Origin of the sequence: Streptomyces sp. NRRL WC-3626 (assembly GCF_000718785.1) — a bacterium.
In the GTDB taxonomy this organism is placed as follows: Bacteria; Actinomycetota; Actinomycetes; order Streptomycetales; family Streptomycetaceae; genus Streptomyces; species Streptomyces edwardsiae.
On sequence record NZ_JOCA01000001.1, the window covers coordinates 363,885 to 380,504 of the forward strand.

The 16,620-nt window shown below is 72.8% G+C and carries 7 protein-coding genes; 3 read left to right on the top strand and 4 right to left on the bottom strand.

The window, feature by feature from the left end:
- Window positions 1-10: 10 nt before the first annotated feature.
- Window positions 11-1,246, bottom strand: a complete 1,236-nt coding sequence (locus IF28_RS0101650; protein WP_078620799.1) for a hypothetical protein — start codon at window positions 1,244-1,246, stop codon at window positions 11-13.
- 129 nt (window positions 1,247-1,375) lie between these two features.
- Here IF28_RS0101650 and IF28_RS0101655 point away from each other — a divergent pair, with 129 nt between their 5' ends.
- Window positions 1,376-2,263 (top strand): endonuclease/exonuclease/phosphatase family protein, encoded by an 888-nt coding sequence (locus IF28_RS0101655; RefSeq protein WP_030212688.1) that lies wholly within the window; start codon window positions 1,376-1,378, stop codon window positions 2,261-2,263.
- A 20-nt stretch (window positions 2,264-2,283) separates the two neighbouring features.
- On the opposite strand, the gene IF28_RS0101660 is transcribed toward IF28_RS0101655, so the two are convergent.
- On the bottom strand, window positions 2,284-6,069 hold the full coding sequence (locus tag IF28_RS0101660; protein WP_234324827.1) for a bifunctional glycosyltransferase/CDP-glycerol:glycerophosphate glycerophosphotransferase: 3,786 nt from the start codon (window positions 6,067-6,069) through the stop codon (window positions 2,284-2,286).
- A 394-nt stretch (window positions 6,070-6,463) separates the two neighbouring features.
- Here IF28_RS0101660 and IF28_RS0101665 point away from each other — a divergent pair, with 394 nt between their 5' ends.
- Window positions 6,464-7,552: an LCP family protein gene (locus IF28_RS0101665; protein ID WP_030212695.1), complete on the top strand. Its 1,089-nt coding sequence runs from the start codon at window positions 6,464-6,466 to the stop codon at window positions 7,550-7,552.
- A gap of 32 nt (window positions 7,553-7,584) precedes the next feature.
- Here IF28_RS0101665 and IF28_RS0101670 read toward each other — a convergent pair whose 3' ends face one another.
- Window positions 7,585-8,622, bottom strand: coding sequence for a hypothetical protein (locus tag IF28_RS0101670; protein WP_030212698.1), 1,038 nt, complete (start codon window positions 8,620-8,622; stop codon window positions 7,585-7,587).
- Window positions 8,623-8,829: 207 nt separating this feature from the next.
- Between IF28_RS0101670 and IF28_RS0101675 the strand changes: the two genes are divergently transcribed.
- The gene (locus tag IF28_RS0101675) at window positions 8,830-9,201 is read left to right on the top strand and encodes a hypothetical protein (protein ID WP_030212700.1); all 372 of its coding nucleotides are present in this window, start codon (window positions 8,830-8,832) and stop codon (window positions 9,199-9,201) included.
- Between the two features lie 21 nt (window positions 9,202-9,222).
- Here IF28_RS0101675 and IF28_RS0101680 read toward each other — a convergent pair whose 3' ends face one another.
- The gene (locus IF28_RS0101680) at window positions 9,223-16,614 is read right to left on the bottom strand and encodes a type I polyketide synthase (protein ID WP_030212703.1); all 7,392 of its coding nucleotides are present in this window, start codon (window positions 16,612-16,614) and stop codon (window positions 9,223-9,225) included.
- Window positions 16,615-16,620: the final 6 nt, after the last annotated feature.

Genomic DNA, 16,620 nt, shown 5'->3' on the forward strand with positions numbered 1-16,620 from the left:
TGGGCCGTCGTCAGTACCGCGGTGTGTAGTGCCCGGCGGGCACCGAGTGGCCGGGGACCGCGGCCGCACCCGGCGGCTGCCCGGACACGGCCGGCGGGACCGGGACGGGCTCCCGGTTGACCACGGTGAAGGGGAGTTCGACCCGTGCGGAGTGGAAGCCCGCCGGGTCCACCGCGAAGATCTTGACCACATGCCTGCCGACCGTCCACGGTTCGGCCGGCTCCCAGGACCAGGTGCCGTCGGCGGCGACCGGCGGCGACGCCACGAACTTGCCGTTGCGCCACATGCTCACCCGCACCGCCCCGTAAGCCGTGCCGGCGAACCGAGGTCCCGTACGCGGGACTTCCCCGTCGTGGGCCGGCACCGCCACCACGGGCGGTGCGAACGCGTCGGCGCTCTGGACCTTGGAGGTGGCGGAGAGATAGGCGTCGATGCCGGACCGATCGCGGTCGAACTCCTCGGCGGCATGGCGTACGAACCCCAGCCGGGGTGCGTAACCGTCGGCGAGCAGGTTGAGCAGACCGACCAGTGCCGGGACGTTCCGCCGGGTCACCGTGGCGTGACCGGTGATGGTCGGCGACTCGCTGTAGAGGAAGTTGAAGTTGTCGTACGCCTGGAACATGCCGAGGAACGGCTCCACCTGCACGGCGTAGTGCTCGTCCTGCGGCGAGGAGAGCACGTAGATGTTGGCGCCGCGGTTGGCGTGGGCGCGCACCAGCTCGGGGAGGAGCGTGTCCAGGACCCGCGCGTTGTGCGCCGGTGCCCCGTCGCCCAGCATGTAGGCGGAGACCTTCGGGTGCCGCTTCTCCAGGGCGTCGCCGATGAGGAACTGCGGGACGATGCCCACGATGTTGCGGTAGCCGTACCGCAGTCCGAAGTAGAGCGCGGCGCTGCCGCCCTTGGAGCCGCCCCACAGGGTGACCTGGTCAGGTGTCAGTCCCAGGGACCTCATGACGTTCGCGATGAGGTTCTGCACCGAGTCGGCCAGCCCGAAGTCCATGTTTCGGCACAGGTAGTAGGCGTTCATGCCGTCGAACCGGTCGCGGATCCACAGGATGTTGGCCCGGACGTTGTCGAAGACGCCGTTCGACCACCCGTAGTCGTCGGGCGCGGAGAAGTTGGCGAAGACGACGACGAGGTGCCGGTTGCCGCTCTTGGCATGGGTGAACCGGTACTCCACCGGGAACGGTCCCGAGGCTTCGATCCCGTTGAGCACGTGCCGCCCGTTCGAGGATGCCTTGGACATGTACGGACTCCACTCTCAGATGTGCGTCGAAGACGGGCGGCGGCCGGGGCCGCACGCGGACGGCTTCCGGAGGACCACCGGAACCAGGCGGTTTTGGCTGGTCATCGACGTGTCGGTCATGATGGCCGGATGTTGTGGACCCGCACTCCGTCGTCCCGCCCGCGGGGACGGCGCCGGCTTGCCGCCGTCGCGTCGGCCGCCGTCCTGGCGGTGGCCGCGGGCGACGGCGGCGGACCGGTCCGCTCCCCGGCCGAGGCGGGGACACTGACCGTGGCGACCTGGAACATGTGCGGTGTCCGGGACTGGAACTGTGCCGGTACCGGCAGCGGTGAGGCGAAGCGGCGCCGGATGGAACGCCTGGCCACCGGTGCCGGGGCCCGGGTCCTGTTCCTTCAGGAGACCTGCGCGGCCGACGTCGAGGCGGTGCGCGCGTCCCTCGGGGCGTCCTGGCACACCGAGTTCAGGGCCTACCTGCGGCGCGGGCGGGACGGACGCCGTACCGCGGTGCGCTGCGGGGCGCCCGAGAGGGGACAGGCCGGTTACGCCCTGCTGTCCGCGTACCCGCTGTCGTCCGTGCGTACGGTGTCCGCGCTCCAGCCCACGGTCGGGGTGCGGCGCGGGATCCTGTGCGCGTTCGTCGCGGCGCACGACGTCACGGTGTGTGCCGCGCATCTGACCCCGCGCGGTGGTGACCGGGCGCATCCGTCCTGGGAGTTCCGCGACGACCAGCTGAAGGCGCTGGTGGACGCGGTGCCCGGGAAGCGGGTCGTGTACGGCGGGGATCTGAACGTGGATCCGCCCGGGAAGCACAATCCGCTCTCGTGGGTGTGGCCGGAGAACGCCCACCGTGCGCACCGGGAGTGCGACGCCTCGCGGCCGGCGCGGGCGACGCATGTGTCGGGGCACAAGCTGGACCATCTGTTCACCGGGCTGCCCGTGCTCGGTTGCCGGGTGAGCGGGACCGGGGTGTCCGACCACCGTGCCGTGCTGATCCGGGTGGACACCGGCACCGGCTGAGGCCGCGGACGGAACCGGCGTCACACGATCACGCCTTCGTAGTCGCGGTCGCCGGAGGGCTGCGTGGGCACGACGCCGAAGAGTCCCGTGGTCGTACGGGGGCCGCTGAACCATTCCGACACGCGCGGTCGCGCGGGGGTCATCGCCCTTCCCGTGTGCCGGGTGCCGACCGTGCCGACGGCCGGGGCGTGTGCCTGTCCGGGGGCGAGGTCACCACCGGCGACCAGCATCCTGTCCGCGAGCCGGGCGGCGGCGTACCCGTCGTCCAGGTCGCAGAACTCGTTCTGGAACCAGCGGTACCGCTCGGCGTAGAGGTCCTGGATGGCATCGATGTCGCGGATGGCCGCCACGAGTTCCTCGGACGAGTGGAGCAGCGGGCCCGGGGCACTGCCCTCGAAGTCGAAGTAGAACCCGCGCAGGGTGTCGCGGTAGTGGTCCAGGTCGTAGGTGAAGAACAGGATGGGCCGCCCGGTGTTGACGTAGTCGAACATCAGGGAGGAGTAGTCGGTGATCATCACATCGGTGATCAGCGAGAGGTCGGCCATGTCCGGGTAGTCGGACACGTCGAAGACGAATCCGTCACCGGCGCCCGGCACCGGGTCCACGACGTTGGGGTGGCGGCGCACCATGAGGACGTGGTCGTCCCCGAGCTCCGCGCGTGCCGCCGCCAGGTCGATGCGGAAGTCCAGCTTGTACTTGCCGGGCGCGTAGAACTGGTCGTCGCGCCAGGTGGGCGCGTACAGGACGACCCTCTTGCCCTCCGGCAGTCCGATCCTGCGGCGGATCCGCTGCTCCTGGTCCTCCGTGTCCGGCCGGCGCAGGACGTCGTTGCGCGGGTAGCCGCTCTCCACCATCTCGCCGGGGAAGCCGAAGGCGCGCTTGAGGATGGGGGTGGAGAAGCTGTTGGGGGACACCAGGATGTCCCAGTTCTGCACCTCCTTCTCGACGCGTTCCAGATAGCGCTGGTCGGCGAAGTGGATGGACTCGATGTCATGGCCGATCTTCTTCAGCGGCGTGCCGTGCCACGTCTGCACGACGACCTGGCCGTCCCGCTTCTTGAACCAGTCCGGGAGGTGGTTGTTGGCGACGACGTAGCGGCTGGTGGCGAGGGCCTCGTACCACTGCGGTGACCACATGCGGACGGGTGTCGCCGTCGGCGGGACCTGGACCTGGTCGTCGCGTACCACCCACAGCTGTTCCAGATCGACGCGACGGCGCAGGAGTTCCTCGTGCAGGGCGCGGGGGCTGTCGGAGTACTGGGTGCCCTTGAAGGCGTCGAACAGCACGGCGTCGCGCACCGGCTGCCGGCGGGCGTCGGGGTAGGCCTTGGTGCGCAGGATCTTCTGCCGGTAGGGGCCGCGGGCGTGGTCGGGCATCGCCGAGTGGACGAGGAGCGACAGCCGGTCGTAGGCCTCGGCCTGTATCTCGTAGCGGCGCTCCTTCCTCTCGTAGTCCTGGGGGAACGCCTCGATCAGATCCTGTTCGATCTTCACCATGAGGTCTTCGAGGCGGTCCTCGCGCGCCACGGCGGAGAGGTCCTGCCGGCGCAGGAAGAAGTCCCATCGTCCGGCCGCGAGCGGGATGTCCCCGGCCAGGGTCCGCATGGCGGCGGGGGCCAGGACCGCGCGGAACTCGTCGCCCTCCCAGGTGAGGGGGACGGGGCGTTCGGCGCCGTGGGCGCGCGAACGGATCACCAGATGAGCGGCCCGGTACTCCTCCTCGGTCAGCTGGTCGGCGGCCAGATAGCGGCCCTGGACCAGCAGTGAGCCGTCGTCCCGCCACTCGCACCGGGACGCGACGGGCAGGGTCGCGCGTTCGAAGAGCACGAGGTAGCCGGAGCCGTTGCGGTGGACGACGACCTCACGGTCGTACTCCCGGGTCTGCAGGGTCGCCGGCATGGGGTAGTGGCCGTCGGGGGTGTCCTCCGCCACGACGGGGTACATGGTCATCTTGCGGCCCTCGACGTGGAAGGTGGTCTTCCAGCCGTTGGCGCCCATGTTCCAGGACTGCGGGACGTCGGCGTCCGTCCCGGCGTGGACGCGGGACTTGGGTACGAGGCGGCTGAGGGGAACTCTGGCGGAGAAGGTGCACCAGCCGTCGCCGCCCGGGGTGAAGTGGACGCGTGCGTCGTGCCGTCCCGCGCCGCTCAGGCTCGTGACGCGGAGCTGGCCCCACTCCGGGACTTTGGGGCCGAGGTAGACGCCGCGCAGCTCCAGCTGGTCGCCGATGAGACGGTGCTGGGTGATCCGGCAGCGCACGACCTCGACGCGGAGCTTGAGCTTGCCCTGGAGGAAGACCGGAAGGATCCGGGTGTTCTTGTCGACGTACCGGTAGGGCGGGTTGGCGGCGCTGCCCGCGCCGCCCCGGTCGATGCCCCGGTAGCGGAACAGCCCGCGGCTGAGGACACCGGCGGCCACGTCCCAGGTGCCCTCGACCCACTGGCCCTTGCGCTTGAGGCGGGCGGTGTCGATACGCGCCTCGAAGCCGGCCCAGTCGTAGCAGTAACGATTCTGGTTGCTGTCCTCGGTGGCCTGCGGCGCGTAGACGGTCTTCGCCGTCGTGATCATCATGCGCCCCTGCTTCTTGTTCCGCAGGGCGATCGCCTTCACCGACATGTGCTTCTTGTGCACGTTGATGAACCGGACGTACGCGGTTCCGGTGAGGGTGAGCAGATCGGAGTCGGGGATCCAGCGGGCACCGGACAGCGAGCCGTGCAGGGACAGTTCCTTGTCCAGCCGGTAGGCCTTCTTGTCGAGGCCCACCTCCCGGTCGCCGAGGTAGGGGTAGTTGAGGTAGCGCCGGAACCGCCGCTGCACGGGCATGGGGCCGCCGCGGCGCTCGAACTCGATGACCTCGAGGAGTTCGGGCAGCCGCCCCTCGCGCACCAGCAGCCATTTGACGCGGGCGTCCGCGGGCAGTTCGTCGATGATGGTGAGGTCGGACTCGTCGAGGAACTCGTTGGCCCACTGCATGAAGGAGTGCCGGTACTCCTCGTCGGCGTCCGGGAGCACCTTCAGATGGAGCATGAGGTCGGACTTCAGGCAGGCGAGGTCGTACTTCCGCTTGCTGTCCGCGTACTCCCCGGAGTTCTGGTCGCCGAGGAAGCGGCTCACGGACTGCACGGCCGCGACCCGGTCGCGCAGGTTCGACAGTTCGGTGTGCCGCTGGGTGATGGAGGGGGCGGCTCCGCCCTCCCTGCGGCGCCAGAAGTAGACGACGTCGGTGATGACGTCGACCTTGGCGGCGCGGAAGTGGGCGTACATGTTGACCCACGAGTCCTCGTACATGACGCCTTCGGGGAAGGCGATGGAGTGCCGGTTCCAGAAGGAGCGCCGGAAGAGCTTGTTCCAGACGGTGCGGTCGTAGATCAGCGCCTCGAACCTGGTGATGTGCGTCCCGCGCCGGTTCTTCTGCATGGGGCCCTTGTGCAGCGGCGACTGCCACTTCTTGGTGGAGTTCATCATCTGCACGTTGCCCGAGACGAAGTCCGCCTCGGATTCCTCGAGCGTGCGCACCAGGAGTTCGTAGGCGTACTCGGGGATGACGTCGTCGCCGTCCACGAAGGCGAGGAACTCCGCCGCGGGATGGGTGTTGCGCAGTCCGGTGTTGCGCGCGTGTCCGGGCCCGTGGGCGTGCTGGCGGACCAGCCGGAAGCGGCGGTCCGCCGCGCAGAAGTCGGCCGCGATCCGCACCGACCCGTCGGTGGAGCCGTCGTCGACGAGCACGACCTCGAAGTCACGGAACGACTGGCGCGCTATCGACTCCAGACATTCGGCGAGATATGCCTCGACATCCTGAAAGGGCACGACAACACTGAGGCGCGGCTGAACCACCAACTCGTACTCCTACCAAGACATTTCGCCCATAAGGACACCGAACGTCCACCATGGACACCCCACCCCTGATGCGGCACGTCGCGACTTCTGCCGCCGTGCGCCGCCAAACCCCTGTGGCCGCGTGAAAGCCCCCCTTCACATCGGTCACAGGTTCGACATATCTTAAGTCACCCTTAAGGATGGTCAAGGTCGGTTCATGTGGCGTTCATCGCTTCGCGGTGCTAAAGCCACCCGGTCCGGGCCAGGTCGGGGCCACTGCCTATAGTTCTCCCACTGTTGCGATCGCATCAGTGGACCGGTCTTCCCCCCACCCGGGCCCAGCCACTCCGCCGCGCGGAGCCCGTGAGGAGAGGAACCGAACACCATGACGACCAGCGCCACCACGGAGTCACGGCGTGTGCAGCCCGACAGCGGCGGCGGACGTCGCAGGGCGCAGCGCCCCCGTAGACGCTGGGGACGCATCGTGCTGCTGTCGCTCCTGGTCCTCCTGCTCGCGGCGGGCGGCACCGGGTACTGGCTGTACAGCGACCTGAACGGCAACATCGACGGCGTCGACCTGGACAAGGCACTCGGTGAGGACCGACCGGAGAAGCTGCCGACGTCGGGGCAGAACCTGCTGGTCCTCGGCTCGGACTCACGCGGCGGCGCCAACGCCTCGCTGGGCACCGGCAAGGTCTCGGGCGCCCGGTCCGACACCGCGCTGGTGGTGCACATCCCCGAGGGCCGCGATCAGGCCGTGGCCGTGAGCATCCCGCGTGACACGCTCGTCACCCGCCCGGAGTGCGCCAAGTCCGACGGCTCGACCCTGCCGGCGGCGGAGCGCGTCATGTTCAACTCCGTGTACTCGACGGCCGGTCCGGCCTGTGTGGTGAAGACCGTGGAGAAGATGTCCGGCGTCCGCATGGACCACTACATGGAGATCGACTTCGCCGGCTTCAAGGGACTGGTCGACGCGATCGGCGGCGTGACCGTCACCGTCGACGAGCCCATCAAGGACACCTCCAGCGGCCTGGACCTGAGCGCCGGAACACACAAGCTGGACGGGACCGACTCCCTGGCGTTCGTGCGGACCCGGCACGGCATCGGTGACGGCAGCGACCTGGGCCGTATAGGCCTCCAGCAGCAGTTCATGATCGCCCTGCTGAGCGAGGTGAAGCGGCAGGACCTGTTCGGCAGTCCCACCAAGACCTACAAGATCGCCGACACGCTGACGTCCGCGCTGACCACCGACGCCGAACTGGCCTCCCTGACCAGCCTGGCCAAGTTCGCGCGCAGCATGAACGGGGTCGACCCGGCGACCATGGAGACGATCATGCTCCCGGTGGCGTACGACAAGGTCGACCCGAACCGGGTGGTGGCCGCGCAGCCCCAGGCCGAGCAGCTGTGGAAGGCGATCCGGTCCGACGCGGAGATTCCCGAGTCCGCCAAGAAGTCGCCCGCGACGGGCGGCTGACGCCCCCGCACGACGACGACGGCGACGGCCGCTCAGCTACCGAGGACGTCCCACCGGGTGAGCGTGAGGCCGTCGCCGTCCTCCTGGCGGGCGACCCTGGGCGTGCCGTCGGTGCCGATCAGCGCCATCACCACGCGACCCCGCCCGTCCCGGGCCAGGGCCGGGGAGCCCTGGCAGGTCTCGGCCAGCGCGTACCACCAGAACCCGGCGGACTCGTTCTCGGTGCCGCCCATGCCGAGCACGGCCGCGCCGTCCTTGTCACGGCAGGCGAGGACGGCACAGTCGTAGCCGTCCAGCGACGTACGCAGCACCGCGTACGGCCGCTCGGCCGGAGTGCCGCCCAGGGAGACGGGCCAGTCGCCCGCCCGCCAGGCCGCCGCGCCACCGCTCTCGGCGTCCGTCCAGAAGAACGTGGCCCGGCCGGGTGCCGTCTCCAGGGCCGCGACCGTGCCCGGCACGGGCCGCAGCGAGAAACCGCGGGGACCGGTGAAGTCCTCCCCCGGTGCGGACTGGCTCCAGACGAGCACGCCCGTCTCCGCGGCGGCGCAGACCTCGACGCGTCCGTCGGTGAGCGCGATCGCCGCCGGCCGGGCGTCCAGTCCGCCGCCGCGCAGGTCCTCCCACGCCCGCCACTTGCCGTTCGGGGCCTCGCGCCGCAGGACGAGACCGCCGTCCGCGCCCCGCAGGAACACATGCACCGTGCCGTCTTCGGCCACCGCCCCGACCGGAGCGGCGAGCACGCCGGGGTCGTCCCGGTCGCGGTGGGGGTTGCCGAGGGACCGCCAGTCGCTGAGGGCGAGTCCGGTCTGGTACTGGACGGCGTGCACGACGTCCGCCCCGGTCGTGCCGTCGGCGCCCTCGCGTTCCCTGCGGCCGAGGAAGTGGACGTAGCCGTTGGCTCCCTGGGCCACCGACAGATGCGTCAGCCCGGCCACCGGTACGAAGTGCGGCCCGCTCCACCGCGGGCCGCCGACGGCGGTCTCCGTCCAGCGCAGCAGACCCCCGCCGGTGGGGGCGTACAGCGTCAGCCGGCCGTCCTTGCCGCGGGTGAGCCACTCTCCGTGGGCCACGCCGGACGCGGTCCGTCGGTCGTCGACGGGGCCACCCGTGGAACCTGTCGGCCTTCTCCGCATCGCCTGGTGAACCTTCCTGCAGCCCGCCGCATCACCGACACGGGAACCCCGAAACTCGGCACATCATATGTCGATCGTTCGCCGATGCCCCGGGCTCCTCCCCGCCGGCCCCCGGGTCCGCCCCGTGCGTGGGACGCTGGCCCGATGAACGACACCTCCGCCCTGCTCGTGATCGTCGACGCCGCGAATGTCGTCGGGTCGGTGCCCGACGGATGGTGGCGGGACCGGCGGGGTGCGGCGGAGCGGTTGCGGGACCGGCTCGCGGCCGACGGCGTGCCGGGGCGTTCGGGAGCGGTGGAGATCGTGCTGGTCGTCGAGGGGGCGGCGCGCGGGGTGGAGTCGGTGCCGGGGGTGCGGGTGGAGTCCGCTCCGGGGAGCGGTGACGATCATATGGTCGCCCTGGTGGCGGACTCGGTGGGCCGGTCGGTTCTCGTCGTCACGGCCGATCGTGAGCTGCGCCGCAGGGTGACGGCGCTGGGGGCGGAGGTCGCCGGTCCGCGGTCGGTGCCCCGCTGAGACCGGCGGCCTCCGTCCCGGCTACGCCTCCGGGTCCAGCCGCTGGTGGATCAGGCGGGCGAAGTGGGCCGGGGTGCGGCCGGTGGCCAGGTCGGCCGGGCCGAGGCGGATGTCGAAGAGGTCCCGGGCCTGGACCAGGAACTGCATGCCCAGCAGCGAGTCCAGGCCGTGGTCGGTGACGTTGAGCGTGGGGTCGAGGCCGGCCGGGTCGGTCTGCAGGACGGCCGCGAGGAGCCGGGTGATGACGTCGGTGATCCTGCGGACCGCCTCGTCCGCCGGGAGGTCCGCGAGGGTGGCGAGGAGTGCGTTGCGGGCGTCCGGGGAGGGCGTGGCGGAGGCCGGGGCCAGGAGGGCGAACCGGGGGGTGGCCAGGGCCGGCAGCAGGGGGCGGGCGGTTCCCCAGCGGTAGCGGCCCGCTCCGGCGACATCGGTGCCGGCCGCGAGGAGACGGTCCGTGGTGGTCAGGACCTCGGCGGGGGTGAGCGGTTCGAGGCCGCGGGCCGCCATGGCGGACTCCATGCCGCCGCGCGCCACATAGCCGGTTTCGCCGATCGGGCCCCAGGCCAGTGCCGTGCCCGTCCGGCCGGCGGCGCGCCGGGCCCGCACGAGCGCTTCCAGGTGGGCGTTGGCCGCCGCGTAGGCCGACTGGCCCGGGTTTCCGATGGCGGCGGAGACGGAGGAGCAGGTGAGGAACAGGTCCAGGTCGCGGTCGGTGGTGAGGCGGTCCAGTACGGCCGCGCCCTGGGCCTTCGGGGCCAGTACGGCGGCGAAGCGGTCGTCGGACACATCGGCCAGTGCCGCGTCGTCCATGTGCATCGCCGCGTGCACGACGCCGCGCAGGGGGTGTCCGCCGGCGTCCACGGTGTCGAGGACCCGGCGCAGCGCGGCCTCGTCGGTGACGTCGGCGGCGTGGGCGGTGGCGTGCACTCCCCGCTCGGTGAGGGCCTGGAGGAGGGCGGGTGCGCCGGGGGCCCCGGGTCCGCTCCGGGAGAGCAGGGCCAGGTGGCGGGCGCCCCGGTCGGCGAGCAGGTGGGCGGTGGCGGCGCCGAGACCGCTCAGTCCGCCGGTGATCAGGTAGGTGCCGTCGCCGTCGAGGCGGAGGGTGCGGGGCGCGGGTTCGACGGGGACGGGTTCGTCGAGGGGGTCGAAGGTGACGACGACCTTGCCGGTGTGCCGGGAGTGCTGCAGGAGGTGGAAGGCCTCGTCGACGCGGGCGGCGGGGTAGGTCGTGTGGGGCAGGGGGCGGTAGGTGCCGGCCACGGCCTCCGCCTCGAAGGCGGCGAGGAGGCGGGCGGACGCTTTGGGGGCGTCGATGACGGCGTCGAGGTTGAAGCCGATGAAGGTGAGACTGCGGTGGAAGGGGCGCAGTGTGACGGGGTTGTTGAGGAAGATGTCCTTCTTGCCGAGCTCGATGAAGCGGCCGCCCGGCGCCAGCAGGTCGAGGCCCTGGGCGATGGCCTCGCCGCTGAGGGAGTTCACCACGACGTCCACGCCCCGGCCGCCGGTCAGCTCCCGCACCCGGGGCACGAAGTCCAGGCTGCGGGAGTCGAGGACGTGCTCGACGCCGAGGGTGCGCAGCAGGTCCCGTTTGGTCTCCGTGCCGGCGGTGGCGATGACGCGGGCGCCCTGGCGGCGGGCGCACTGCAGGACGGCGAGGCCCACCGCCCCCGCTCCGCCGTGTACGAGCACGGTCTCCCCGTCGTCGAGGCCGGCCTGGTGGACCAGGGTCTGGTGGACGGTGAGGAAGGCGACGGGGAAGGTCGCCGCCTCCGCGAAGCTCATCCCCTCGGGGATGCGGAGGAGGGCGGTGGCGGGGGTCGTCGCGTGGGAGGCGAGGGCGGCGGGTACGAGGCCGCAGACCCGGTCGCCCGGCTTCAGGTTCCGTACCCCCTCCCCCACGGCGCGTACGACGCCGGCCCCGTCGGTGCCGAGGCCGCGGCCGATGGGGCTGTTCTCCACGGCCTCGGGCGGCAGCAGGCCGTTGGCCCGCATGGGGTCGCGGTAGTTGAGGGCCACGGCCCGCATCTCGAGGGCCACTTCACCCGGTCCCGGCCCGGCGGGTTCGGTCTCCCGCCAGATCAGGCGCCGGCGCAGGCCGGGGTCGCGGGCCTCCAGGATGTACGGCGTGTCTGCGGGGGTGGCGGGCGGTTCGCCGGTGTGCCGTGTACCGGCCGGGGCGGCGGGGGAATCGTCGCCGTACGGCCTGCCGACGGGGATCGCCGGTGGCTCGTCCGCCGGGTGCTGTAGCTGCCGGGGGACGAAGCGGCCCCCGGCGGTGAGGACGATCTCGTCCTCCTGGTCGGCCGGGGCGAGGAGTTCCGCGGCGAGACGGCGCGCGTCGGTGGCCGGGTCCCCGGTGCGGTGGCAGGACAGGCGGCGCAGGGCCAGGTCGGGGCGCTCGTTGGCGAGGGTGCGGCAGGCCGCCCAGACGGCGGCGTCGGCCGGGTGGGACGGCGCCTCCGGCGCGGGGAAGAGGCCGGTCGGGCGGGTGACGAGCCACATCCTGGGGACGGTACGGCCGTCGAGGTCGTCGCAGGCGGCGGCGAGGGAACGCAGGGTGGCCGCGCGGCGGGTGGTCCGCTCGACGGTGTCGTACGGGGCGGGTTCGGCGAGCAGCAGGACGATGTGCGGTTCGGAGCCCGTGGGCGGGGCGGTGCGCCGGCCGGGCGTGGTGACGACGGTGGCCTCGCCGAGGTGGGCGGCCAGGGCCCGCGCGGCCGCCGTCTCGGTGTCGTCCTCCGCGACGATCACCCAGGAGGCGGCCGACCGGGGCAGCCCGGGCGCCGGTCCGGGCTCCTGGTCCGCCGCCGCGTGGAGTACGGAGCGGTCCTCGGGGCCGGTCAGCGCCACACCGGTGAAACCGCATCGCTCCAGCAGCGGTGCCCACCGGTCGCGGGGGAGGATGCGGGACGCCGGGCGCAGGGTGTGGTCGGCGCGCTCCCAGAAGTCGTGGGACGTGCCGGACAACAGGGCCTGGAGCGGCGCGTGATGGGGTTCGGTGGCCAGCAGGTGTCCGCCGGGGGCCAGTACGGTGCGCAGTCGGCGCAGGGTGGCGGCGAGGTCGGTGGTGGCGTGCAGGGCGTCGCCCGCGAGGACGAGGTCGAAGCCGCCCGGAGGCAGGCCCTGGCCGATCAGGTCGGCGTCCGGGTCGAGGACGCGGCGGTCGACGAAATCGTGGGCTGCGAAACGGTGTTCGGCGCGGGTGAGGACACCGGCCGTGGCCGCCGTGCAGGTGTAGCGGGTGCGGTCGGCCGGGAGCAGGGGCAGGACGGCGGCGGTCAGGGCGGTGGTGGTCGCGCCGAACTCGAGGACGCGCAGCGGGCGGTCGGCGGGCCAGCGGGCGACGATGTCGCCGAGGAGTGCCTGTACGGCGCGGTGGGTGAAGCGGTGGGCGGGGTCCGTCTCATGGAGCTGTTCGTGGGCGCCGTCCCCGGCCGGCAAAAGTGCGTGGCCCCGCAGCACGTCGGGCAGGTGGCGCAGTTGCCGGTTGAGGAGCAGGGTGCGGGCGCCGTAGGCGGGATGGTCCTCGACCAGATTGCGCAGGAGCGCCCCGGAGCGGGTCTCCGCGTCGGTCAGCCTCCAGTTCTCGTCCTCCTGTCGGACGAGGCCGTGTTCGGCGAGCAGGGGCAGCAGCAGCCGTACGAGCCGCCGGTGCCGGGGCTGCGTTCCGCCGGTCACCAGATCGGCCATGGTGAAGGGGGCGGTGGGGTCGGTGAGGAGGCCGCGCAGGGTCTCGGCCCAGCGGTGGGCGCCCGCCTGTGCGGCGGTGGCGGTGAACCGGCGGTGGCCGGTGTCGTCGAGGGCGGTGCGGGCGGCGGCGATGCGTGGCCCGGCCGCGCGGGCCACCTCGGTGGGCGCGGGGAGCGGGGAGGGCGCGGCGGGGCTCCCAGGGTGGGGTGCGGCGCGCAGGACGGTGCGCTGGACGGTCAGCGGGGTGCGTTCGGTCAGGTGGCCGCGGCGGGTGCGGCAGCCGTCGATCTCGACGGTGACGGTTCCGTCGGGGTCGGCGTAGGTGATGTCCCAGCAGATCTCGTTGGCGCCACGGCTGCGGCGGCGCAGGTGGACGACGCCGGTGGGCGCGGGGGTGCGCCAGACGCGTACGGCGCCGAACACGGTCGGCAGGAACGCGGCGGACTCCGCCCGCTCACCGGCGAGGGCCACGGTCGCCTGCAGCGGCGCGTCGATCAGGACCGGGTGGGCGGTGTAGTCGTCGGCGGGGTGGGTCAGCCGGTAGCCGACCAGCACCTCGCCGTCGCCGGCGTCGATGCGGTCGATGAGCTGGAAGTCCGGGCCGCAGTTCAGGCCGATGCCGTGACAGGTGCGGTAGAAGCCGGGGCCGTCGATGCGGCGGTCGCAGCGTGCCCGGACCGCGTCGACGTCGAGCGGGGCGGGGGCCGTGCCGAGGAGGGTGCGGACCTGGGCGCGTACGACGGGCAGGCACGCGCCGCCGTGTTCCTCGCGGACGCTGATGGTCAGGGCGCCGTCGTCGGGGGTGACCGCCGTCTGCAGGGCGAGCGGCGTCGGGTCCGGCCACGGCACGGACAGCGGCCGGCCGATCTCCAGATGCCGTACCTCGACCGGGCGGTCCAGGGCCCGCCGGCCGGCGCTGAGCGCCATCTCCACGTAGGCGGCGGCCGGCATGAGGACGTCGTCCCCGATCCTGTGGTCGCCCAGCCAGGGCACCAGCTGGGGTTCGACGGTGCCGTGCCAGACGTGGTGCGGGGCGGGCATCCGCTCGCCCACCAGGGGGTGGTCGAGGAGGCCGCTGCCGCTGGTGTGGGCGACCAGGTCCTGTGCGGTGCCGTGCCAGTACCGTTCGCGCTGCCAGGCGTAGGCGGGCAGGTCGGCCACCCGGCCGGGGCGGGGGAAGTGGTGGCGCCAGTCCGTGGCGGTGTCGGCGGCGAGCACGGCGGCGACGGCCGACGCGGTCTCGCGGGGGCCGTTCCCGTCGCGGCGCAGGGTGGGGACGCAGGTGGCGCCGGTGTGGCGGAGATAGGGGCGCAGGACCGGGTGCGGGCCGATCTCGACCAGGACACCGGCGTGTCCGGCGGCGAGCTGGGCGGCCTCGGCGAACCGGACGGGCTCGCGGACGTTGCGCCACCAGTGGCCGGCGTCGAGTTCGGGCCCGGCGAGCGGGGTGCCGGTGACGGTGGAGAGGAACGGGACGCGGGCCGGGGCGGGTTCGAGTCCGGCGAGGGCGTCCAGGAGGGGTTCCCTGATGGGGTCCATGGCCCGGCTGTGGAAGGCGTAGTCGAGGTCCAGTTCGCGGAAGAAGACGCCGCGGGCGGTGAGTCCGGCTCCCCAGGCCGCGAGCGCGTCGGCGTCGCCGGCGATGGTCACATCGCGGTCGCTGTTGATGCCCGCGAGCTCCAACGCGCCGTCGTGGGCCCGCAGTTCCTCGCGCGCCTGGGCTTCGGGGAGGCCTACGGCGGCCATGCGGCCCCGGCCCGCCGTGGCGCCCTGGGTGCGGCTGCGCGCGGCGATCACCAGGGCCGCCTGTTCGAGGGTGAGGACCCCGGCGGTGTGGGCGGCGGCGACCTCGCCGACGCTGTGCCCGGTCACCGCCCGTGGGCGGATGCCGTGGGAGGCGAGCAGTGCGGTGAGGCCCACCTGTACGGCGAACAGGGCGGGTTGGGCGATCTCGGTGCGCGGCCACTTCCCCGGGGACGGGTGGGCCAGTTCCTTGGCGACCGACCAGCCGAGGTGGGGTGCCAGGGCCGCGTCGGCCTCCTCGACGGCCCGGCGGAAGGCCGGTTCGCGCTCCAGCAGGTCGGCGGCCATGCCCGGCCACTGGGAGGCGTTGCCGGAGTACACGAACGCGGTACCGTCCCGCTCGGCCGTGCGTACCGTGGCCCCGTGGGCGGGCCGGCCGGCCGCCAGCAGGTCCAGCTGCCGGGCGGCGTCCCGCGGGTCGGCGGCGAGTACGGCGGCCCGGTGCGGGTGTGCGGTGCGCCGTACGGTGCTGGTGCGGGCCACGTCGTAGAACTCGCCCGGCCCGGTGTGCCGCAGCCGCTCCGCCATGCGGGCGGTCAGCTGCTCGAGGGCCTTGGGTGAGCGGGCGGAGACGACGACGGGCAGCGGGCGTCCGTCCGGCTCCGGGTGCGGGTCCGTCCGCCGGGGAGCGGGCGGCGGGGTGACGACGGCGTGGGCGTTGGCACCGCCGAAGCCGAAGGCGCTCACCCCGACGGCGGCCCGCTCCCCCACCTCCAGCGGTACGGGGTCGACGGCGGGGGCCAGGCCCAGGCCGTCGAAGTCGATGCGCGGGTTGAGGGGAAGGGCGTGCAGGGTCGCCGGGACCAGCCCGTGGCGCAGCACGAGGATCGCCTTGAGCAGACCCGCCATGCCGGAGGCGGGCTCCAGATGGCCGACGTTCGACTTCACCGAGCCGATCGGCAGCGGTCCGCCACGGCGGCGCCGGCCGAGCGCCCGGCCGATGGCCTCGGCCTCCGCCGGGTCGCCGACCTGGGTGCCGGTGCCGTGGGCCTCGACGTAGACCAGGTCGTCGGCGCCGATCCCGGCCTCCGCGTAGACGGTGTGCAGCAGCGCCTCCTGGGTCTCGGCGCTGGGCACGATCATGCCGGTGCTGCGGCCGTCGGTGTTGTTGCCGGTGGCGGCCAGGACGGCGTGCACCCGGTCGCCGTCCGCCAGCGCGTCCGCGAGGCGCTTGAGGACGAGTACGGCGCCGCCCTCCGCGCGGACGAACCCGTCGGCGTCGGCGGAGAACGCCGCGCAGCGTCCGCGCCGCGACAGCATGCCCGCATAGGAGAACCCGGCGAACGAGTAGGGATTGCTCAGCACGTTGACCCCGCCGGCGAGGGCGACCCGGCTGGAGCCCTCGCGCAGGGTGCGGCAGGCGCGGTCCAGGGCGACCAGGGCGGAGGAGCAGGCCGTGTCGACGGCCATGCTCGGCCCGCGCAGATCGAAGGCGTACGACATGCGGTTCGCCGTGATGGACAGGGTGGCGCCGGGCATGGTGTGCGGGCTGGTGTGGTCCTGCATCATCGACAGGTTCACGCCGTAGCCGGGGTCGGAGACGCCGACGTACACACAGGTGTCGGAGCCGGCCAGTGATCCGGCGGGGAGGGCGGCGTCGTCCAGTGCGTCGGCGGTCATCTCCAGCAGCAGGCGCTGCTGCGGGTCGATGTGCCGGGCCTCCGCGGGCGACATGCCGAAGTACGCGGCGTCGAACGAGGCGACGTCGTCGAGGAAGCCGCCGGCGGCGGTGTAGCTGCGGCCGGGCCGTACGGTCCCCGGGTCGACCGTACGGTCGCGGGGCAGCCGGTCGGCGGGCATCTCGCCGACCATGTCCCGCCCGTCGCGCAGCACCGACCACAGGCCGTCCAGGTCGGTGATCCCTCCGGGCAGTCGGCACCCCACGCCCACTACCGCCACGGCCCGTTCATGCTGCTGCATCGCCAA